This is a genomic window from Ornithinimicrobium humiphilum, from assembly GCF_006716885.1.
GTDB lineage: Bacteria > Actinomycetota > Actinomycetes > Actinomycetales > Dermatophilaceae > Ornithinicoccus > Ornithinicoccus humiphilus.
In genome coordinates this window covers 407,912-429,084 of record NZ_VFPU01000001.1, presented here as the reverse complement: position 1 = coordinate 429,084, position 21,173 = coordinate 407,912, and the positions used below count along the sequence as shown (strand labels likewise).

13 protein-coding genes are annotated in these 21,173 nt (G+C 69.9%); 4 read left to right on the top strand and 9 right to left on the bottom strand.

Translation table 11 applies throughout. The annotated features are described in order from the left end of the window. Positions 1–196: 196 nt before the first annotated feature. Entirely contained in the window at positions 197–2,533 is a 2,337-nt protein-coding gene (locus FB476_RS01925; protein WP_141817289.1) for a DEAD/DEAH box helicase, read from the top strand. 94 nt (positions 2,534–2,627) lie between these two features. Further along, the gene (locus tag FB476_RS01920) at positions 2,628–3,059 is read left to right on the top strand and encodes a LapA family protein (protein ID WP_141817288.1); all 432 of its coding nucleotides are present in this window, start codon (positions 2,628–2,630) and stop codon (positions 3,057–3,059) included. Between the two features lie 78 nt (positions 3,060–3,137). Here FB476_RS01920 and FB476_RS01915 read toward each other — a convergent pair whose 3' ends face one another. The 3 genes from FB476_RS01915 to FB476_RS17085 are packed head-to-tail and all read right to left on the bottom strand — an operon-like array spanning position 3,138 to position 4,104. After that, positions 3,138–3,530 carry an Rv3654c family TadE-like protein gene (locus tag FB476_RS01915; RefSeq protein ID WP_272949385.1) on the bottom strand — a complete coding sequence of 131 codons (393 nt, stop codon included), beginning with the start codon at positions 3,528–3,530 and terminating at the stop codon, positions 3,138–3,140. An 8-nt stretch (positions 3,531–3,538) separates the two neighbouring features. Continuing rightward, positions 3,539–3,868 (bottom strand): TadE family type IV pilus minor pilin, encoded by a 330-nt coding sequence (locus tag FB476_RS01910; RefSeq protein WP_141817286.1) that lies wholly within the window; start codon positions 3,866–3,868, stop codon positions 3,539–3,541. A 29-nt stretch (positions 3,869–3,897) separates the two neighbouring features. Then, entirely contained in the window at positions 3,898–4,104 is a 207-nt protein-coding gene (locus FB476_RS17085) for a DUF4244 domain-containing protein (RefSeq protein ID WP_170233497.1), read from the bottom strand. Between the two features lie 155 nt (positions 4,105–4,259). Between FB476_RS17085 and FB476_RS01900 the strand changes: the two genes are divergently transcribed. Continuing rightward, complete coding sequence (locus FB476_RS01900) at positions 4,260–5,819, top strand: recombinase family protein (protein WP_141817285.1); 1,560 nt, start codon at positions 4,260–4,262, stop codon at positions 5,817–5,819. On the opposite strand, the gene FB476_RS01895 is transcribed toward FB476_RS01900, so the two are convergent. The 6 genes from FB476_RS01895 to FB476_RS01870 form a co-directional block, all read right to left on the bottom strand. After that, positions 5,708–6,562: a hypothetical protein gene (locus FB476_RS01895; RefSeq protein WP_141817284.1), complete on the bottom strand. Its 855-nt coding sequence runs from the start codon at positions 6,560–6,562 to the stop codon at positions 5,708–5,710. The genes FB476_RS01900 and FB476_RS01895 overlap by 112 nt on opposite strands. Before the next feature lie 1,836 nt (positions 6,563–8,398). Then, the gene (locus tag FB476_RS01890) at positions 8,399–9,151 is read right to left on the bottom strand and encodes a hypothetical protein (RefSeq protein ID WP_141817283.1); all 753 of its coding nucleotides are present in this window, start codon (positions 9,149–9,151) and stop codon (positions 8,399–8,401) included. 1,025 nt (positions 9,152–10,176) lie between these two features. Next, positions 10,177–10,680 carry a GNAT family N-acetyltransferase gene (locus FB476_RS01885; RefSeq protein WP_141817282.1) on the bottom strand — a complete coding sequence of 168 codons (504 nt, stop codon included), beginning with the start codon at positions 10,678–10,680 and terminating at the stop codon, positions 10,177–10,179. Next, positions 10,680–13,718 (bottom strand): type I restriction endonuclease subunit R, encoded by a 3,039-nt coding sequence (locus FB476_RS01880; protein ID WP_141817281.1) that lies wholly within the window; start codon positions 13,716–13,718, stop codon positions 10,680–10,682. The genes FB476_RS01885 and FB476_RS01880 overlap by 1 nt, the downstream gene beginning before the upstream one ends. Then, entirely contained in the window at positions 13,715–14,872 is a 1,158-nt protein-coding gene (locus tag FB476_RS01875; protein ID WP_170233496.1) for a restriction endonuclease subunit S, read from the bottom strand. Before FB476_RS01875 ends, FB476_RS01880 begins: the two co-directional genes overlap by 4 nt. Continuing rightward, entirely contained in the window at positions 14,865–16,379 is a 1,515-nt protein-coding gene (locus tag FB476_RS01870; RefSeq protein ID WP_141817279.1) for a type I restriction-modification system subunit M, read from the bottom strand. The genes FB476_RS01875 and FB476_RS01870 overlap by 8 nt, the downstream gene beginning before the upstream one ends. Before the next feature lie 1,032 nt (positions 16,380–17,411). Here FB476_RS01870 and FB476_RS01865 point away from each other — a divergent pair. Beyond that, entirely contained in the window at positions 17,412–21,104 is a 3,693-nt protein-coding gene (locus FB476_RS01865) for a DUF3854 domain-containing protein (protein WP_141817278.1), read from the top strand. Positions 21,105–21,173 lie beyond the last annotated feature (69 nt).

The following is a 21,173-nucleotide window of genomic DNA, read 5'->3' as shown; positions in this document are numbered from 1 at the left end:
GGGCGACGGCGCGGGCATCGGCGCCCGCAGGTTGGTGGCCACACTGTAGTGACCCAGGTCAAGGGGTCGGCCGCCGTCATGGTATGCCGTGCCCCGGCCGGTGCGTGGGGACGCCGGGCCGGGTGTGTCGGCACCGGCCACGGCATCGGCGCACGGGCAGGGGCCTGTCAGGAGCCCGGCGTAGCGTGGTCGCGACATGCCCGAGGACCACACCGAGGCCCAGCAGGCCCAGCCGTTCGAGCCCCGCACCGCGCTCGCGCACCTGACGCGCGGGTCCCGCGGCGAGCGGTTGCGCCACCTGCGCACCGTGCCCGCCCGCGAGGGGCGGACGGTGCCGTGGCCCGACTGGGTGGCACCGGAGGTGACCGCCGCGCTGCACGGCGAGGGCATCTCGACGCTGTGGGAGCACCAGTCGCGCGTCGCCGAGCTGGCCCGGGAGGGGCGGCACGTCGTCGTGGCAACCGGCACAGCCTCGGGCAAGTCGCTGGGCTTCCTGCTGCCCGTGCTCACCGCCCTGTGCGAGGGCACCTCCGCGGCGAGCGGGCGTGGTGCGACGGCGCTCTACCTGGCCCCCACCAAGGCGCTGGGCGCCGATCAGGCCGCGCGACTGCACACCCTCGCGGTGCCCGGCGTCCGGGTGGCCACCCTCGACGGCGACACCCCGTCCGAGGAGCGGCGCTGGATCCGGGACCACGCGCACTACGTGCTGACCAATCCCGACCTGCTGCACCACACCCTGCTGCCGGGACACGAGCGCTGGCGGGGCTTCCTGCGGTCGCTGCGCTACGTCGTCGTCGACGAGTGCCACGTCTACCGCGGGGTCTTCGGGGCGCACGTCTCCGCCGTGCTGCGCCGCCTGCTGCGGATCGCGGCCCGCTACGGCGCCGAGCCGACGGTCGTCCTGGCCTCGGCGACGGTCGCCGAGCCGGAGGTGCTCGCCAGCACCCTGGTCGGCCAGGACGTCGTGGCCGTCACGCAGGACGCCTCGCCCCGGCGCGAGACCGTCGTCGCGCTCTGGCAGCCCCCGGAGCTGGAGGACGGGTCGCGTCGTAGCACGCTGGCGGAGACGTCCTCGTTGCTCGCGGACCTGGTCGAGACCGGGGTGCAGACGGTCGCCTTCGCCCGCTCCCGGCAGGGGGTCGAGGTCGTCGCCTCGCGCACCAGGGAGGAGCTGGACGATCGGGGCGCCGGGGTGCCGGGGCAGGTCGCGGCCTACCGTGGTGGCTACCTGCCCGAGGAGCGCCGTGCTCTCGAGGAGGCTCTCCGCCGACGCGACCTGCTCGGACTGGCCGCGACGAGCGCGCTGGAGCTGGGCATCGACATCGCGGGCCTCGACGCCGTCGTGATGGCCGGCTGGCCGGGCACGCGGGCGTCCTTCTGGCAGCAGGCGGGCCGGGCAGGGCGCCGCGGCTCCCCCTCGCTGGCGGTCCTCGTCGCGGCCGACGACCCGCTCGACAGCTATCTGCTGGCCCACCCGGAGCTGATCTTCGACGCCCCCGTCGAGTCCTGCGTGCTCGACCCCGAGAACCCCTACGTCCTCGCCCCGCACCTCGCCGCGGCCGCCGCCGAGCTGCCGCTGACGCGTGAGGACGAGCGCTGGTTCGGGCCCGGGGTCGCCGGGCTGGCCGAGCAGCTCGTGGCCGGCGGGGTCCTCCGCCGGCGCCCGACGGGCTGGTACTGGGCACGCCCCGACCGCCCCTCCGACCACGTGCAGCTGCGCGACGCCGGGCAGCCGGTCCAGATCGTCGACTCGCGCAGCGGCCGCGTGCTCGGCACGGTCGACGAGGACCGCGCGCTCACGACCGTCCACGCCGGGGCGGTGTACCTCCACCAGGGACAGCCCCACGTCGTGACCGACCTCGACCTGGGGGCGTCCGTCGCGCTCGTCGTCGCGGGCGACCCGGGCTGGACGACCCGGGCCCGCAGCGAGAGCACCTTCGCGATCCGCGCGGTCGACGAGGAACAGGCATGGGGTGCCGCGCGCCTGTGCACCGGGCGCGTCGAGGTCACCACCACCGTGCCGTCCTTCCAGCGGCTGCTCCCCGACGGCACCGTCCTGGGCACGCACCCGCTCGACCTGCCCGAGCGCAGCCTCGTGACCCAGGCCGTCTGGTGGACCCTGCCGTCCGAGGAGCTGGCGCTGGCCGGGCTCGCCGAGGACGACGTGCCCGGCGCCCTGCACGCGGCCGAGCACGCCTCGATCGGGATGCTCCCGCTGCTCGCCACCTGCGACCGGTGGGACATCGGCGGGGTCTCGACCGCCCTGCACCCGGACACCGGCCTGCCGACGGTGATGGTCTTCGACGGACATCCCGGTGGCGCCGGGTTCGCCCGGCGGGCGTTCCGCGAGGCGGCCACCTGGCTGGCGGCGACCCGGGACCTCGTCGAGGCCTGCGCCTGCGAGGCCGGGTGCCCGAGCTGCGTCCAGTCGCCGAAGTGCGGCAGCGGCAACGACCCGCTGCACCGGTCCGGGGCCGTCGCGACACTCTCGCACCTGCTCTCCGAACGGTCGGTCTCGGTCCCCACCTCCTGACGGACGACGCAGAAGGCGCAGGTCGGCTAGCCTCGTCGAGCACCGGTGCACCCGCGGCCCATCGTTCGAACGGGCCGGACGCGAAAGGCCTGACATGCTGATCCTCGGCTTCCTGCTCGTCCTCCTGGCCACTGCCGTCATCACCTACGTCCTCCTCGCCACCGCCGGCATGCCGCCGGTCGAGGTGAGCTATGGCCCTCTCAACGTCGAGGTCGCCCCGCTGTGGCTCTTCCTGTCCGGCGTCATCACGCTGGCCGTGGGCGCCCTGGGCCTGTGGCTCATCGGCGTCGGAGCGCGCAGCAAGGCGCGCAAGGCACGTGAGGTCCGCGAGCTGCGCAAGCAGGCGAAGGAGAGCGACCGCCGCGCGGTGCGCAGCACCGACGTCGACCGGGGTGCCGACCGCGGCACGGTCTCCACCCGCCCGCCGGGGAGCAGCACGGCTCCGCCCACCGGCCAGGGGCTGCCCCGGACCGGCACGAACCCGTCGCCGGCGACGGAGCGCAACCGCCTCGAGCCAGACCGCTGAGGCACGGACCGTCACAGGGCAGCCGGAGCGGCTGGTCCACGGTCCGAGATCGTCCGCCCTCGCCCCCTCCCGTGCGGGTCAACCCCACCACCCCTCCTCGGCAGGCACCGCCCCGGCGGCTGCGCGCGCCCGGACCGTCCACGGCGTGCCGTCCACCGGGCGGCCCACCTCGAGCTCGACCCGCGGGATGCCCGTCTCGGTGGGCGACACGGTGCAGCTGAGCAGCGAGGCGCCGTTCTGCACCGCGACCCGCCCGCCGGCCGCGCAGGCGCCGCTCCGGTCCGCACCCTCCAACGCCCGGCCTGCCGCGGCGAGCGCGGCCAGGTCGGCGGCCGTCCGGACACGCTGACCGGTCGTCGCGACGGCGGCGACGAGCAGTCCGGCCACGAGCAGGACCGCCAGGACCCCGACGAGCCCGACCGCCAGCACGGTGCCCGACCCTCGCTCGTTCCTCCCGGGACGCGTTCGCACCGTCGACCTCACGGTCGCGCCCCGGGCTCCCAGTCCGCGCTCGCCGACGCCCGGGCGCCGGGCAGATCCGGCAGGAGCCGGACACGCGCGGGTGCGCTGATGATGACCTCGACGCACGCCGCCCCACGGTCGACGACGACCTCGGCGCCCTTCGGAGCCCGGGACAGCGCGACCTGCTGGACCACGGAGGTCGGTTCGCCGCGGGACGCGGCGCGCACGGCAGCGCGCGCCGCGTCCTGGGCACGGACGTGGTCGACGCCCAGTGCCATGGCGGTCAGGCACAGCGCGAGCACCAGGACGACGGCGGGCAGCGCCACGGCCAGCTCTGCCGTGGCCATCCCTCGCTCGCCAGGGCGCCCGCGCCCGGTCACAGCGACACCGACAGCGCGGTGGTGATGACCGTCGTGACGAGGCCCTCCACGGCCCCCGACCTGATGACCATCAGCAGCAGCGCGGCGAAGGCGCAGGCCGCGATGGTGCCATGCCAACTGCATGCTGCGCGCAGGCAACGACATATCTGCAGGTCAGCGACCTGAGACCTGAAGAGGCCACCTGGCGTAGAACCACGTGGCACAGGGACGGCATGACCAAGAAGCGAGCAGCCCGCCCCTACCCCCGCGTGACGGTGACGTTCCGCCCCGCGCCCGACCACGGCCAGCTCCAGAAGGTGGCAGAGGTAGTCCTGGCCGCGGTCGCCAAGAGTGCCCCCACCGCTGTTCGGAGGGCCTCATGAGAATCGTCACGTACGGGCGGGTCTCCGGTCGTGAGCAGGCCGAGTCGGGCACGTCTCTGCCCGAGCAGGAGCGTCGGCTGCGGGAATGGGCCAGTCGTGACGGTCACACTCACGTTGAGCACTTCTCGGACCCGGGATTTAGCGGCGGGTCACTGAGCCGGCCGGGCCTGACCGCGCTGCGCCAGCGGGTGGCCATGGGTGATGTCACCATGGTGGCCGTCACGAAGGCGGACCGGTTGGCTCGAGACCAACTGGGGCAGCTCACACTCGTCTACGAGTTCAGCCAACAAGGCGCTGCTGTCACGGCCATCGATGAGGGGACGAGCTCGGCCACCGCGGAGGGGCAACTCACCGCGAACCTACTCGGTGGCGTGGCACAGTTCGAGCGGCAGCGCATCGGTATACGCACCAAGGAAGGACGGCGGGCGGCGGCCAAGCAGGGCCGTTTCGTCGGGTCCACCCCGCCATTCGGTTACCGGGTGGCCGGTGAGCCCCGCGCCAGACTGCTGGTCATCGACAACAAGCAGGCGCAGGCGGTGCGGTACATCTACGAGCAGTTGGTCGTCGGCCGAGCCCGTGCCAAGGACGTTGCCGACGACCTGAACCGGCGCGGGTTGACCCCGGCCAAGAAAGCCACCTGGGATGCAGCCACCCTGCGTCGGTGGGCGAAGGACAGCGGGCACATCGAGGCAGCCGCTGGCATCTGGCGCTTCGATGACATCGAGGTGCCCATCCCGGCCATCATCACCGAAGCCGAAGCCGCCTTCTGGCGGACTTGGCTGCGCGAAGCCCGCACCGTCTACCCGCAACGGGCCCCGCAGTCTTACCTCCTGACCGGGCTGCTCATCATGCCGTGCGGACGCCGCGGCCTGGGACGTACCGCCGGAAGGCAAAGGCCCACCTACTCCTGTCGTGCCCGGTTGGCCGCCGCCAGGGGTCACGACAACTGCCACAACGTCGAGGTAGCTCACCTTGACGTCACCGTGGTCGAGCACGTCCGGCAGGCGCTGCTCCAGCCGGCGGTGCTGAGGGCCGGGGTCATGGGACGAGGGGCGGTCATCTCGCCTGCTGTCGAGCTCACGCGGGTTCAGGCCGAGCTAGCCGCCCTGGACACTCAGATTGCCGAAGAGGTTGCTCTGCTGCGTGAGCACGGCCTCCGACGTGACGCCCTCGAAGCGAGCGTTCGCCCCCTCCAGACCCAGCAGGAAGTACTCACCGCCCGGGCGCGAGGGTTGCGTCGGAAGGTGGCCGAAGAAGCCGCAGGGGTCGACAACGCCCAGGTGCGGCGGGCGGTGACCGCACTCGAGGGTGGGTTCGACACCATCAAGCCCGAAACCTGGCGCGTTGTCCTCGATGCGCTCCACGTCGTAGTCCGCATCGTCGACCACTACGAATGCGAGGCATGCGGCGGGTCTGGCTACACCGGGACGCACCCAGTCACACATCACCCGCTGCGGTGTGACGCATGCCTGGCCGGGTCGCAGCCAGTCGTCGAGGTCGAGATGGACGACGTCGCCGCTCTCGCTGTTGCGGACGGCCTGAGGGCAAGCAGCTGACAATCCCGCTGAAGATACTTGTCCGCGCGTTCGAGGAGGCCGTGGGCGGAGGCCAAGCCGGGCAGCATGAGCTCACCGAACGCGCCACCGCCCGCGGCGACCACACCGAGCCCGCCGGCACCCAGTGCGGCCCGGGCGTCGGAGGGGGCGTCCATGCCGGGCAGGGCGGAGACCACCTGGCCGAGCAGGAACGTGGCGGCCGACTCCGAGGATGCACCGGCGAGGAAGGAGGCGACGAGCACCTCGGAGTCCAGGGAGTGGTGGGTGTAGGAGGCGTTGCGCCGGTGGTTCCACGAGCGGGTCCGGTCGACCTCCCGCTTGCCCGGGCGGCGCAGGGTGACGGCCAGCCACGACCCCGGCTCGGCGGTGCGCGCGATCGTCTGAGCGACCTCGGAGGGGTCGGCGCCGGCCTGGGTGTCACGGGAGGCGGACTGGGAGGGGCGGGCGACCAGGCGGGCGATGACGGGACCGCCGGAGGTGTCGGGCAGCTCGTCGGCCTGGACGGCCTTCGCACCGACGGCGTGGGCGAGCACCTCAGCGGCCTTGGCGGACAGGTCGGGCCGCTTGCCGGGTGTGAGCATGTAGCACTCGACGCCGACCTCGGAGCGGACCGTGAGCAGCGTCACCTCGCGCAGGTCGCGCACCGCCGAGCCGAACGGCTTGGTGCGGTTGGCGTAGGTCGCGGGGTCCATCTGCCCGCTGCGGGCGCGCTGCATACGCCAGACGATCTGCTTGGCAGCCATGCCGAAGAACATGCCGCGACAGCACTTATCGCACCCGGGCAAATGTCCATAATCTGTCCACGGGTGCGAGGGCGGCTGAGTTCAAGGTTGTTGACGCTGTTTGGGGGCTGCCGCAGGCTCGATGTGGGGGTTGTGCTGGCGAGCCGGAGGTGGCGTTGACCTCAACCTGCCGAAGGCGTGGTCGAGCAGGCTCTGTCGAGGATCCGGCTGGGCCGGGAGCAGGGAATGCAACGCAGGCTGTGACGAGTGTGACACCCGTGATGAGAGGTGCGCGTGCCGCCGTCCAAGTAGGTAACAGTGCCGGGACCGTGACGGTGGTGTCGGAGGCGGTGGCGCAGTGTGTCGTGCTCCTCGTCACTGTGCTGGGCGGGCGGAGCGGGGACCAGCCCGGGTGTCCGGCTCGCTCCCCGGATGAACGTGCCCGGCTGGAGTGAACACAGACCGACCCCAGGAGCGACGCATCGTCAACGACGTGTGTGAACGGATCGGCGATCTGCCAGAGTGACCGGGCTCGCAGGGCCAGCGGCCCTCAGGGGGTGTCAGTGATCTCGCGTCGCGGCCGCTCGAACTCGACGGCGAGGTCGAGGCCCAACGCTGAGGAGATGTCGACCACCTCGGTGAACCTGGCCGCTTCTGACCGTTGAGGATCCGGTTGAGGTATGACCCGTGATAGACCAAGACTGTCTTGGCGAGGTCGACCCGGGAGACACGGGCTCCGGCCAGGGTCTCTCGGAAGCGGCGGACGACGACAGTCTCGACATCACTCTGGGGAGGCTTTGCTGACGGCGGCACTTGCCCGAGTAGACCATGTGGCCAAGCACGTCTGAGAGGGACCGACGGACCGGGCTGGTGTAGAACGAGCCGACCACAGAGGCAGACGAGGAGCAGGCACCACGGCAACGACACGGATACCGAGACGGACAAGGCGAAGATCACCAGCCGCGGGACCGGGGTGGTGAAGACCCCGGCAGACACAGACCAAGAGCAGAGCGGACTACCAGGGACCCGGGGGAGACCAGCACGACAAGGAGCAAGACCCGACGGGCCAAAGGCTGGGACGACAACGAGCAGACAAAGAGCAGGGACAGGGGGCGTCGAGACGACGAAGTCGGACCGGAGACCAGCACGCAGAGCAGAGAAGCAGAAGCCCGAGTCAGTACCTGTTGGCCAGTTCGTCCCAGCCCTTGGCTGCCCGCAGTTGGCTGTCCGTTCCCTGACCGCCACCCTCCTCGGCTGAATGCCCGGGCCTAGCGGCCGGCCCCGCGTGCCGGGAGCATCCGGGGGTGGTGGCCTGACCGAGGCGCTCGGCGGCGCCCAGTGCGTCGGCGAGGGTGTCGGGGCGCCACCACGGCATGGCCAGCACGGCGGGGTGGCACATGCGAAGCAGCTGCTTGCGCGCGGAGGAGATGGGGAGCCGCCGATCTTGTCCTCGCCGAAGGTGCGGGACTGCTCACGGGTCAGGGTGCGCAGGCCGGCGGCGGCGGCGACCAGCGGAGCCACCGCGGAGAGCACGAGCTTCTCGGCCTGCACCGCGCTGGTGATGGCGGGGCGGTAGTCCTCGATGGACCAGCGCACGGTCGACTCGACGACCCGGGTCATCTTCTCCACGACCGCCGCCAGGTCGGCCTCGTCCAGCTCGGCCATCTCCACGGGCGGCTCGGGTATCTGCGCCCAGTCGGGCACGGCCGTCTGGTCGGGGGCAGGGGGAGCCTGCGGTGCCTGGTCGGCCGGGTCGGACCCGGGGGCCCTGGTGCGTTGTCGTGATCGTGCTGTCCGCGCATACCCTCCCTGTGCCAGCGGCCGGTCGGTCAGGTGGCCGGTGGCGTCAGGGGCGGGTCAGAACGGCTCGTCGGAGATGGGTTCGAGACGCTCGGCCGCGATGAGCGAGTCAACCATGTGCTCGTCCCAGGACATGCCGCCCAGGATGCGCCCCGCGCGCCAGGACCAGCGGTACAGCGACTCGGACACCCACGCGTCGTCGGCGCTGGTGCCGTAGGAGCGTCGGCGGTAGGTGGCCCACCGCAGCGCCGGGACGGTGTAGGTGTAGATCGGGGAGGGGTGCAGGGTCTGGATGCCCGGCAGGTCGGCCAGGTCGTCGACGGCACTGGTGGAGGAGCCGCGGGGGACAGCGGCGGACACCCCGGCGGCTCCCGACTCCCACCCGCCGGCGGCGAACCCGATGATCGCCTCGGAAACGGGGGCGAGCTCTGCGGCGATCGGCGCGTAGGACGGGTCGAGGGTCAGGTCTTCCTCGGCGGGCGCCCCGAGGGTGTCGACGAAGGAGCGCCAGGTGCCCAGCCGGGCGCCGTCAGGCAGGCGGGCGCCGTCGCGCGCGGGTGGGGTGTCACCGTGCGTGGTGCGACCCAGTCGTGACGAGGCCGTGCGCCAGGGGTCGTTGTCGGGCAGGGAGAGCACGATGTCAGCCAGGGTGCCGCCGAGGACGAGGGAGGCCCAGGTGGGGTGGTCGGCGCAGACCTGACGCATCCGTCGCTCGCGGGCGCTGCGGATCTCCAGGGGAAGCAGCGGCTCCACCAGGGTCTGGGTCCATCGCACCACCGTGTCGCGGGGCGTGGCGGGTGTGTCTGTCACGACGTTCCTTCCGGGTTGGGCTGCGCGGAGCCGTCGAAGCAAGAGGGCATGGCACCGTCTGGGCGGTGGGGGTGTGGCGGCGGACACTGTGCAGCAACATGGCCGCGCCAGGCGGAAACCGGTCACCCCTCCCAGACGCGGGCCCCGTTCTCCAGGGGGGTCCTGGGGGGGTCTTGGGGGGTCTTGGGGGGTCTGTTTCCACTCAGAAAGTTGCTGCCGCCAAGGACATCGGTCGCCTCCTGCCAGTCACAGGTAGGAAAAGGTCCCCCCAGGACCCTCAAGACCCCACCCGCTGATGACGTCGAAAGGCCCCGCCCGGCGGGTGAGGTCCACGAGCGGGGCCTTCGGGCGCTCTCGGGTGGGTTAAGCCCGGTCCTGGCGCTACCCGATCACTGTGCGGGATCAGCACCAACGCCACGGCAACCATGTGATGAGCGTCACATCACAATCCTGGGTACTCTGGTTACCGGTGCATGACGAGCTGGTCGTGCAGGTGGTCGCGGAAAAGGCGGAGCAGGCTGCCCTGGTGTTGACTGCGGCGATGACGACGGAAGTCAACAGTGTCCCCGTGACGGGTACCGCGAGGGTCCTCGGCCCAGTTTGGGGGAAGGCATGACCACGGCACATTCGCTGTGTACGACCTGCGAACGCCCGACGCCCCTGTTCGAGCCGTGGTGCCCAGTGCACGACCCCAGCGGGCGGTTCGGCGGCTATTTTTACGAGGATCCGCCGGAGGCGGAGTCGTCGCCAGAGCCGGTCATGATTGTCGATACTCCCCGAGCCCACGAGGAGCCCCAGGGCCTGGAGCAGCCGCCGGTGGCAGTCCCCAATACGCAAACCCCCTGGCCTCTTCCAACCGACACGTGTGGGTGGTGCGGGACCGAGACGCCGTGGAACTACGAGCACCGGTGCAGGGTTGTGGGTATGTACATCTGAGCCCCCGCGCAGTACTACTGGGGAGCGTGGAACAGGCACGGGAATCACAGACAAAGCCGCGTCGTCTCGGAGGCCGTTAGGCCGGCCGTCTAGGGCATCTGGCCAGGTTCGTCGATGAAGAGGACGTCACAGTGCTCTGGGTCACCGGGATGCTGGAATGCTGTCCAGCCCAAACCGGTCCAGAACGGCTCGGCGCCATCCTTGGCCAAGGCTGCGTAAGGCCCGGGGAGCTGCTCCTGCAACTTCTCAATGGCTGTGCGGCCCCAGCCTTGCCGGCGGTGCTCTCCGTGCACCTCGATCAATTCGATCTCGGTGTAGCCGTTGGCTGGCACGGTTCGGTACAGCGCGCCTACCTCAGATGTGGGTACGACCTCTACGCGGACCAGCTCGTCGCCCGTGGTGTCGTCGATGAGGCTGAACCAGCGCACTGAGGTATCCCAGTTGAAGTCCACCCACCAGTCGTCGGTGAAGCCGGTCGCAGATGTGAACGGCTTGACTACGGGATCCCTCTCATCGGTGTGCTCGGGACAACGTTCCACCAACCGGGTGCTGCTGCCGCAAGTCCCCGCAGCCCTGTTTGGCCCGGCGATCATCAGTAGTGCTCCGCAATGTACTCGTAAGCCCGCTCGAACAACCCGGGCGTCTTGTGCAGCTGGTGCTTCCGAAGGACGCTACGGACGTGTCGGCGTACGAGCTGATCGCCCTGCTGGGTCGCCTCCCAGCCGTCGTAGCGGACCTCCCGGACAATGCTGTCAATGTCATCGACGACACGCTCGACCAGGACCGGCGAGTCCTTCGGCGCGAATTCGCGAAAGATCTGGGTGAGCGCGCCAAGGCGCGGGTCGGGCAGCAGGTCAAGGGTGCCCTGGTCGTCCGCCTTCTCCGCGGCGGTGAGGTCCTTGGCGAGCTGGAACGCCTCCCGAAGCCACTCGATGGACTGCTCTGCCGCAGCCAGGGTGCGTTGGCGCAGGCGGTCCAGACGCTCGGCCAAGGACTTGAACACCGGGTGTTCGCCCGAGGGGGCTGCCTGGCGCTTCTTCAGCCGTTCGGCGATGGAGTCGATGATGTCGTCGGCCGTCTTGCCCTCGATCTCCTTCGGGTCCTCGAGCAGCCCCTCGTCGATGAGGGTGCGGACGGTCTCGGCGTCGGCGACGACGACCTCGTCGGCCCGGGTGACGGTGATGTCGTCCATGTGCCGGTGGACCAGGTCGAGGGTCTTCGCCCCGAGCCGGTGCCACAGGTGGTCGGCCGGCCCGGGAGCCGGCTGCAGGGAGGCGTAGACCTGGGAGAGGAACCGGTAGGTCTTGCGGTGGGTGCGCAGGTCATCGTGGGGCCACAGCGCCTCCCAGATGCCCTCGAGCATCACGTAGTTCGCCGCGAACTTCTGCTCGTCCTCTGGCCGGGGCATCCTCGCCTGCGCGTCCATGAGCGTCTGCGGCCCCTGCTGGTCGACGTCGATGCCGGCGAACCGGAGCATCGTCGTCTCCAGCTGGGTCTCGAAGACCTCGATGAGTCCGTCGATCTCGATCTGCTGCTGCGCCTGCTCCGGGTTGGCCGGGGCCATCGCCTTCGCGAACCCGGCACCCAGGCCGACGTAGTCGACGATGATCCCGTACCGCTTGTCGGCGCCCGTCTCGGGGTTTCGCCAGGTCCGGTTGGCGCGGGTGATCGTCTGGAACAGCGTGTGGTCCTTCAGCGGCTTGTCCAGGTACAGCACGCCCTCGATGGGTGCGTTGAACCCGGTACCGAGCTTGGAGGTGCACACGAGGAACTTCAACGGGTCGCCGTAGGTCCGGAACCGCTTGAGCAGATCGGCCTCCTGCGCCTCGGTCAGGGCGTACTTCTGCCAGGCCGCGTCCTCGCCCTTGGCGGTGCCGACCGTCATCACCACGGCCACCTCGTCCCGCACCAGCGGCACCTCCAACTCCCCGGCCTCGGCCAGCGCCTTCTGGTACCGCTCCTCCAGGATCCGGTCGAGCTCCTCGGTGTACGCCACGCACGCGGCCCGGTCGACCACCACGATCTGGGCCTTCATCCCCAACGGGTCGACGGTGGAGTAGAAGTGGTCCACCAGGTCCTCGCACACGGCCCGGACCCGGTCGGGGTTGGCGAAGAACGTGGCGGCCCGGGACGCACGCCGGGCGAGCTCGTCCTGCTCGGCGTCGTCGAGGTTCTCGTCCTCGGCCAGCACCTTGAACGCCTCGTCCAGGCCTTCCTTGTCGAGGGTGAACTCGACCTTGCGCGGGGCCACGTGGATCGGCACGGTCATCCCGTCGCGGATCGACTCGTCGGTGCCGTAGGTGTGCAGTGCGCTGCCGGGGTCGGACTCGTCGCCGAAGGTGGCGAAGGTGTTGCGGTCCACGTCGGCGATGGGGGTGCCGGTGAACGCGAACAGGTTGGCGTTCGGCAGGGCTGCCCGCATCGTCTGACCCAGGTCGCCCTCCTGGGTGCGGTGCGCCTCGTCCACCAGCACCACGATGTTGGACCGCTCGTTCAGCACCGGGGCGTTCGCGAACTTGTGCACGGTGGTGAAGATCAGACCGCGCCGGTCCCCCTTCAGCAGCGCCTGCAGCGCGCCCGCGGTGGGCGGCACCTGCAGCCGCGGCATGGACGTGGTGCGGAACTGGTCCCACAGCTGCTGCACCAGCTGTACCCGGTCGGCGACCAGGACGATGGTGGGGTTGTTCAGGTCCGGGTCGCGCAGCAGCTTGCCGGCCGCGAACACCATCGCCAGGGTCTTGCCCGAGCCCTGCGTGTGGTAGATCAGGCCCTTGCGTCGCTCCGGGTCTTTCACGCGGTCCACGATCAGGTTGACCGCCTCGTACTGGGTGTACCTGGCCACCAGCTTGTTCAGCGACCCGGTTCCGTCGTCGGACTGCGGCGTCTCGAAGGCGGTGAAGTCGGAGAGGAAGTCCAGCACCGTCCGCGGGGTCAGCATCGAGGTCGCGGCCTCCAGTACGTCGGCCAGGCGCGGCTGGTCCTTCACCGCACCCCAGGTGTGCCAGTACTGGACCGGGGTGCGGACGCCGGCGTAGCGGAACTGCTTGCCCTCGGTGGCGAAGGTCAGCACGTTCGGCACGAAGAACGGCGCCCAGCCCTCCTGGTAGGTCTCGACCAGCTCGGTGGCGCCCTTGACCCAGGACACCTTCTGGTTCACCGGCGTCTTCAACTCACCCACCACCAGCGGGAAGCCGTTGACCCACAGCACCACGTCGAAGCGGGCGACATGGCCGGGCGTGCCGTACCGGACCTCCTCGGAGACCACGAAGACGTTGTTGGACAGGTCGTCGAAGTCGATCAGCCGCACCGGGACCGAGCCCTTGGTCCCGACGAACTCGTGCGTCACCTCCCCGCGCAGCCAGGCCGCGAAGTCCCGGTTGGTCTCCACCAGGCCAACGTCCTGCGCGGTCAGCGGCATCGTCCGCAGCTGCCGCAGCACCTCGTGCACCCGCTCCGGGTCCTCGGCGATCACCGGGTTGAGCCGGACCAGCGCGTCGACCACCTGGTCGATGACGAACGGGTCCTCGTCCGGCCGGCCCAGCTGATCCGCCGGCACGTGCACCCACCCCACCCCGGCCAGGGCAGCCACCAGCGGCGCTTGCACACTGACCAGTTCCCCCATCCCGCTCATGCAGCCGACTCCTCCATCAGCTCGTCGTAAGAATGCGGGATCTCGTGCTCACCCGACAGGAGGGCGGTCAGAAGGTTCAAGCGCAGGTCGCGGAGGGTCAGCACCGCGTTGCGAGCACCCTCGACCGCCGTCTCCGCCGCCGCCAGCTCGTTGGTCAGGAGATCCTGGTCCTCGATTGGGACAGCGACGACTCTCATCTTGGACGCGCCTCCCGATCCGATGTGCTTGATGTTCGTGCCGTTCGCCGCGTCCCGGAACGCCCCAGACTCGTAGGCCCACGAACACCACTGCGAGACGAACGCAGGAGTCGTGACACCGTCCACCGCGCGAAATCTCAGGAGGGTGTTTTGGAAGCAGACTGTGCCCTCCAACTCTCCGCTGAACCGGGAAGGGGCACCCACAGCATCAGCACTTGCGCTGCCCTCAGATACAAGAACGTCCCCGGGCCGCAGCGCGTACTTGGAACGCTGCTTCGCGTCGAACGCCATGGTCTTCACGTCATCGAGGAGAAGTCGGCCATGCGTCACGTTCGCCGATCGGAGGTAAGGCGTCTGGTCAGGACCTTTCGCACGGGCAGGAGACCGCTGCAGCCCAATGAGAATGTCGAACATCTCGGCTGCTGAGCGCGTCTCCCCTTGCGCGAAGACCATGTCCCGTCTCTTGGCGAGGGCTATGGACAGTCGTTGCCGCACTTTCTCAGCTGCCATGATGGTGTCATCCAGGGCACCCATCAGGTCCACGATGCGCCGCTGCTCGTTGACGGGAGGGAGCGGGATCTTGACGGGCGTGAGGCTCTTGCGAGTTATCTGCTTCTGGACTTGGCCACCGACCGCACCCTGCCCTACGAGGTCTGCGTGCTCAAGCGCGAGTGCCAGAAAACGCACCTCGAGGCCGGAAGTATCCGCAGGGCGAAGCGCCATGACGTTGTTACCGAACCAGGCTGGCTGGTCTACGAACCGCACAGTTCCCACCGTTCCGCGGCAACCTAAAGCCACGACCGGATCAGCGTAGGTGGACTCGTTCCACGAACCGACGATGCCAGTTGCGCCCAGGACTGGTATCGGCAGCTCACCGGGAGGTGCGTGCACAATCCTCGTCCCTTGCTGAATGAGGGTGACATCCCCCAGAGGTGCCTCGCGCCAACCCTCACGCACTGAAACCAGCCGCCTTCAGTTTCTCGTCCAGCACCCGCTCGGCGGCGCGCAGCTCGGCCCGGGCGTCGTGGTAGGCGGCCAGGGCAGCCTCCACGTCGACCTCGACCGCGGCTTCGGTGGTGATGTACCGCCCGATGTTGAGGTCGAAGTTGTTGCCGGCGATCTCCTCGAGGTCGACCAGGCGCAGGTGCAGGCCGTCCTCGCCGTCGATGTCCTCACCCTGGGCGTAGGCGGCGTGGACGGTCTCGATGTCGGCGTCGGACATCGTGTTCTGGTTCTTCCCCGGAGCGAAACGCGCCGAGGCGTCCACGAAGAGCACCTTGCCCTGCCGCTCGGCGGGCTTGGTCTTTCGGAAGATGAGCAGCGCCACCGGGATGGACGTGGAGTAGAACAGGTTGTTGGGCAGACCGATGACCGCCTCCAGCAGGTCCTTCTCGACCAGGCACTGCCGGATGTCGCCTTCCTTGCCGCCGCGGAAGAGCACGCCGTGGGGCATGACGACACCGACCCGGCCGGTGTCCTCGCGCATCACCGAGATCATGTGCTGGATCCAGGCGAAGTCGCCGTTCTTGGCCGGTGGCACACCGCAGAACGCGCGGCCGTAGGGGTCGTTGGACCACTGCGCCGCGCCCCAGTTCTGCAGGCTGAACGGCGGGTTGGCGATGACGACGTCGAACCGGTCGAGCTTGCCCTTGGTCACGAACTTCGGCTCGCGGAAGGTGTCACCGCGGCGGATCGTGAAGTCGCTCAGGCCGTGCAGGTAGAGGTTCATCTTGGCGATGGCGCTGGTGGTCAGGTTGATCTCCTGACCGTGCAGACGCAGCGTCCGCGGGTCGCCCCCGGCTTCCGACACCGCATTGATCGTCTCCACCAGCATCCCGCCGGAACCGCAGGCCGGGTCGACGATGTGGTCGCCGGGCTTCGGGTCAAGGATTTTGACGAGCAGGTGGACGACGTGGCGGGGGGTGAAGAACTCTCCGGCCTTCTTGCCTGAGGCCTCGGCGAACTCGCGCAGCAGGTACTCGTAGGCGGCGCCGAGCATGTCGCCCTTGACGTGGTTCGGGTCGAGCTTGACCTCGTGGAAGGTCTCGAGCAGAGCGACCAGGGCGGTCTCGGGCAGGCGTTGCTTGTTCGCCCAGTTCACGTCGCCGAAGACACCGACGAGGTCGGGGTTGGCCTGCTCGATCCGCTGCAGCGCGGTGTTGAGCGTCACGCCGACGTTGGTGACGGTCTGGTGCACGTCGGACCAGTGACACCCGTCCGGCACGACGAAGGGTTGGTAGTCAGCCTCGATCTCGTCGGTGAGCTCCTCGCCCCACTCCTCGAGAGCGGTGGCGTGCCAGTAGTCCCAGGTGTCGCTGATCCACTTGAAGAACATGACCGGGAAGACGTACGCCTTGAAGTCACCGGGGTCGACAGGGCCGCGCAGCGCGTTCGCCGCGGCCCACAAAGTGGACTCCAGCTGCCGCTGGGTCATGGTCTGCGAGTCGTTGTTGGTGAGGCTCAACCCCTACCTCCTGTGTCCTGCACTCCTGCCGATCCAGGCAACCTACATGTTGTGACACGTCTGCCCGTGCATCGCTCTTGTCACCGATCCAGATCGCTCACCCCGGTTCGAGTTACGACCGTCCGAACCCCGGGCTAAGCAGGCCGGATTGACCACAGTTGACCACACTTGACCACGGGGTGTGGTCAAGTGGTGCACCGAGCGTAGGTGCAATATCTAGTAGTAGTGAGTAGTAGAGATACCCATATTTAGTAGTAGTGGTAGTGGGTGCTGAAATTGACCACATTGACCACCGACGCGCCCTCCCCATATGACTGGAGAGAGTGCACCCCCCTCGAGCTCGTCGAAGTGTCTACTCTCTTCCCGAGAGGCCTACCCGTAGGCGTGGTCAATGTGGTCAAGTGGCCTGTTGCGAGCGAAACTGCAGGTCAGCGGCCACCTGAGACGTGACCACGAGCGCGTGCTCACGTGGTCAAGTGTGGTCAACTGCGGTCAATCGCCTGTGCCGGCCCCGTGTGCCGGCCATCTGGTCGTACGCCGCGGACCCACCTCGGGCATCAGCCGACGGCCGTGGCCTTGGGTGACTGGTCCGGGTGTGTGTCGAGCAAAGAGACAGGCTGGGCGCAGGTCGATTCGTCCCCGTCGCGGTTGCGAATTGGCCTGGACCGGGCCGGAGGCACGGCGACGCGGACCTCCAGGCGCCCCATGAGTCGCCTGCCCCATCACCAAACCGACGTATGGGCTGCAGCCCACTCGCCTGCAACCCCTGCGTCCTGGCGGACCGAAGGGCCCCTGGACGCCCGCCCCGGTCGTGCTCACGGTGACGAGTTCCACCGTTGAGAAAGGCCCGAACCGGTCTCTGACGAGCTACCGAGGACCTGGGGTGCAAGCACTTGGCACAGGGAGGGCATGACCAGAAGACGTGAACCCGCAGCCCTCATCAAGACCGAAACCATGGGACCACACACTCCGCGCCCCGGCGCAGTGACTTCTCCACAGCTCAGCGTGAACGAAGCGGCCATGGCGAAATCTGTGGACCAACTCACTCGCACCGTAGAAGCCCTGCGTTGGTCCATCGAGGACTACCGCCCCGCCATCACCTCCGCCGTGCAGGCCGAGAAGCTCGTGCTCTCCGCCGTCGCCCCGCTCGTCGCCGTCGCCGCCGGCCTGCGCACCCTCACCCGGGAGCAGTCGCGCGCCTTCGGCGAGGACAAGCTCGGCGGCTCCCCCAACTCCACCGCCCGCAAGCAGCTGCAGCGCATGTGCACCCCCGCCGGGCTCGCCATGCCCTGGTGGCGTCCCGACACTCTCGCCGACGCCCTCACCGCCGCCGAGCGCCTCGGCCAGGCGTCCACGCCCCGGATGCCCCCGGCCTCCTCCTGGCAGGTCCGTCCCGACGAGCCGATGGCCGACGCCACCGGCAAGCCGCGCAAGTACGAGAACCTCACCGGCCAGGCCACCGTCATCGGCGTGCACCCCTCCACACCGCGCTCGTGGTTGGGTGCACGCCGAGTCCTCCTCACCGAGGGCCTCCTCAAGGGTGCCTCCGCCCTCACCGGGCTGCTGCTGGAGTCCGGCGTCGACGCCGACAAGCTGCGCCTGACCGACGCGGAGAAGGACATGGGCCCCGACGCCCTCGCCGACGCCGCCCGCAACCGGCTGCGCGACATCATGGCCGGCGTCCCCGAGCGCCACCGCGTCCTCGTCCTCGTCGTCGTTGGTGTCGGCAACTGGCACCACAACCCCGAGTGGAACGCCATCGACCTGCGCGGCGGAAAGGAGGTCATGGTCGCCTTCGACGGTGACGTCGAGACCAACCCGGCCGTCTACGCCCAGGCGCTCCAGCTGTTCCAGATGGTCGAGAACAAGGGTGGCGAGCCGTCCTGGCTGCGCATCCCCGACGACGGTGACGCCAAGCGCGGCATCGACGACTTCCTCGCCGTCGGCACCTTCGGCGAGCTGCTCGCCGGGCTCGAGCGCGAGCTGCCCGAGCCGCCGAAGGCCGAGACCGTCCTGCGCAACGGCGACACCCGCATGAACGAGGAGGAGCTGCGGTACGAGAAGTTCACGCAGGTCACCGACGAGTTCGGCGGCACGTCCTCGGCGTGGGTCCGCGTCAACGACATCATCGGCCGCGTCGCCGCCACCGTGCAGCGCCGCCCCGCCACCGAGGCCGAGCTGGAGACCGGACGCTTCGACGCCCGCGCCTCAGACGACGCCGAGGGCGACGTCAAGGTCGAGATTTCGCTCCGTGGCCCTGACGGGAACCGCGTCGACGCAACCGTTCACGGCCCTGCCCGCCTGCTGGCCGAGCCGCCGGACCGCTGGCACCTCACCGAGGGTGCCCGCGTGCCAGTGAGGGTCCTGGAGCAGGCCGACTGGCCGCCCAAGGACCCCGACTGGCTGGCGGGGGCGAAGCGCCACCGGGTCGAGGAGCGCAAGCGCAGCTTCGTCTGGCAGCAGATGGGCTGGGTCCCGACCGAGGCCGCCTCCCCCGTCTTCATCGCCGGCAACAGCGTCGTCGGGGCACGCGGCGACGCCGCCGCCCAGGCCGCCCCCGGCATCACCGACCGCGAGGTGCCCGCCGCCTCCCGCTTCGGCCTGCACCCGCTCGTGCTCGAGGACGGGCACATGGACAAGGCCGCCGTCGCCGACGCCGTCCGCACCGTGCTGTCCACCTACACCGCCGGCGCCTGGTCCTCCGACGGTGTCGCTGCCGTCGCCCTCGCCGCGGCGCTGCGCCCGACCGTGCCGGTGCTGCCGAACTCGGTCATCTTCTTCTCCGGCGCCCGACGCTCCGGCAAGGCCCTGCCGATGTCGACGGTCCTGCCGACCCCGGTCGGGAACGTCTGCCTGGGCGACCTGGCCGTCGGCGACATCGTCCTGGCCGGTGACGGCACCCCCACCCGGGTGCGGTCCATGTCGGAGGTGCACCGCGCCCCCTGCGTCCGGGTCCACCTCGCCGACGGCCGCGAGCTCGTCACCTCCACCAACCACCTGTGGCGGGCCCGCACCCGCGCCCAGGTCGAGGCGGGCCACGAGCCGATGTCGGAGCGGGTCCGCGCCGGCCTGGAGTCCGTCGGCTCCGGTTCCGCGGCGACCCTGGAGGCCCTCGCCGACGCCCTCGGCCTGCCCGAGCCGCTCCTGGAGGCGTGGGTGGTCTCCGCCGGCATCCCGTTCGAGGACCTGGCGTCCACCTACGGCCCGGTGCGCGTCTACCCCGTCGGTGAGGTGCTGGCGCTGGCCTCGGCGATGCGCGGCACCGACGACCCCGACCACCCGACCCCGTTCACCACCGTCACCGCCACCGCCCTGGCGGTCATGTGCACCACCGGCACGGTGCAGGTCGACGACGGCAACGGCGGCTGGGTCGACGTCGACCTGGTCACGGTCGCCGACACCGAGTGGGTGCGCTGCATCACCGTCGAGCACTGGACCGGCACCTTCCAGGCCGGTGACGCGGTGACGACGCACAACTCGTGGACCGCCAAGCAGGTCATGTCGTTCTGGCAGGAGAAGCCCGGTGCGTTCGACCGTGCCCTGCCCGGCACCGCCGCCGACACCGGCTACTACATGGAGAACGCCGTCGCGCACACCCCCATCTGGGTCGCCGACGACGTGGCCCCCACGGTGGACAAGCGCAAGGCCGAGATGACCGAGGCGAAAATCGGCGACATCATCCGGGCCGTCTTCAACCAGGCATCCAAGGGCCGTATGCACGCCTCAGGCTCGACCCGGGAGATGATGCGCCCGCGTGCCCTGTTCATGGTGACCGCGGAGAACCCTCAGGCCGCGGCCTCCGAGATGGACCGCGTGGTGCACGTGGTCACCGGGGAGAAGTTCTTCGGCGACGACGCCGCCAAGGACGCCTGCGACGAGCTGGCGCGAACGTCGCTGGTCGCCAACCACGTCACCGCCGCGTGCGTGCAGATGGTCGCCGCGTCCATCAACCGCTCCGGCTCCTGGGCCGACGTGGTGGCGCACTGGAAAGTGCTGCGCACCAACGCCATCGACTTCTCGCTGCGCAAGATGGGCGGCGGCGGCAAGGCGTCGCGTCACGCCGAGATGGCCGGCGACCTGCTGCTGGGGCTGGAGGTGCTGGACCGCCTCGTCGCCGAGGTCGGGCTGCGCGACGAGTTCGGCCCCACCGTGCACAAGCTGCGCCTGGCGCTCATCTCCTACGTGCGCATCAGCCTCAACGACGCCGACGCCACCAGCCCCGGCGTCTCCATCATCCGGGCGCTGCGTGCCGCGCTGGCGTCGGGGTCGATGCACCTGGCGACGTCCACCAGCGGTCAGCCGCCGTACCTGAACTCCGACGACCTCAACGAGCAGGTCCGCATCAACCAGATGCTCGGCTGGTCCTACCCGTCGGCCGAGGGCCAGGGCGAACGTCCCGGCGGCCGGCGCGTCGGTGAACTCGTTCAGTACGGGGGCGCCTGGTACGCCCTGTTCGACCCGTCGGTAGCGTTCAACGAGGCCCAGCGGGCCCACCCCGAGCTCATCCTGCACGGCTCGAAGGCGGAGCCGACATGGGCCTCGGCGTGGTCGGAAGGCCTGTGCGGCGGGCCGTGGGCGCGCAAGAAGACCCGCGGCGGCCGGCTACGCTCAACGGCGCGGGTCCAGGGCCGCGACGTTGTCCAGGTCCCGCTGAGCGTGCTGCTGGGCCTGGACGAGCCGGACAGTAAGGCGCAGCAGGACCCGGCCTTGGGGCTTATCGGCTGAGGCGCGACCAGGTTGAACGGCACATCCCAGTCGCCCGGGGTGTGCCGTTCGGCAACAGGATGCCCGCGT

What these genes read in the sequence shown, in the direction of transcription:
- FB476_RS01925 (WP_141817289.1), top strand. Translation starts at nt 197, where the DNA reads ATGCCCGAGGACCACACCGAGGCCCAGCAGGCCCAGCCGTTCGAGCCC.
- FB476_RS01920 (WP_141817288.1), top strand. Translation starts at nt 2,628, where the DNA reads ATGCTGATCCTCGGCTTCCTGCTCGTCCTCCTGGCCACTGCCGTCATC.
- FB476_RS01910 (WP_141817286.1), bottom strand. Translation starts at nt 3,868, where the DNA reads ATGGCCACGGCAGAGCTGGCCGTGGCGCTGCCCGCCGTCGTCCTGGTG.
- FB476_RS01900 (WP_141817285.1), top strand. Translation starts at nt 4,260, where the DNA reads ATGAGAATCGTCACGTACGGGCGGGTCTCCGGTCGTGAGCAGGCCGAG.
- FB476_RS01895 (WP_141817284.1), bottom strand. Translation starts at nt 6,562, where the DNA reads ATGGCTGCCAAGCAGATCGTCTGGCGTATGCAGCGCGCCCGCAGCGGG.
- FB476_RS01885 (WP_141817282.1), bottom strand. Translation starts at nt 10,680, where the DNA reads ATGATCGCCGGGCCAAACAGGGCTGCGGGGACTTGCGGCAGCAGCACC.
- FB476_RS01880 (WP_141817281.1), bottom strand. Translation starts at nt 13,718, where the DNA reads ATGAGCGGGATGGGGGAACTGGTCAGTGTGCAAGCGCCGCTGGTGGCT.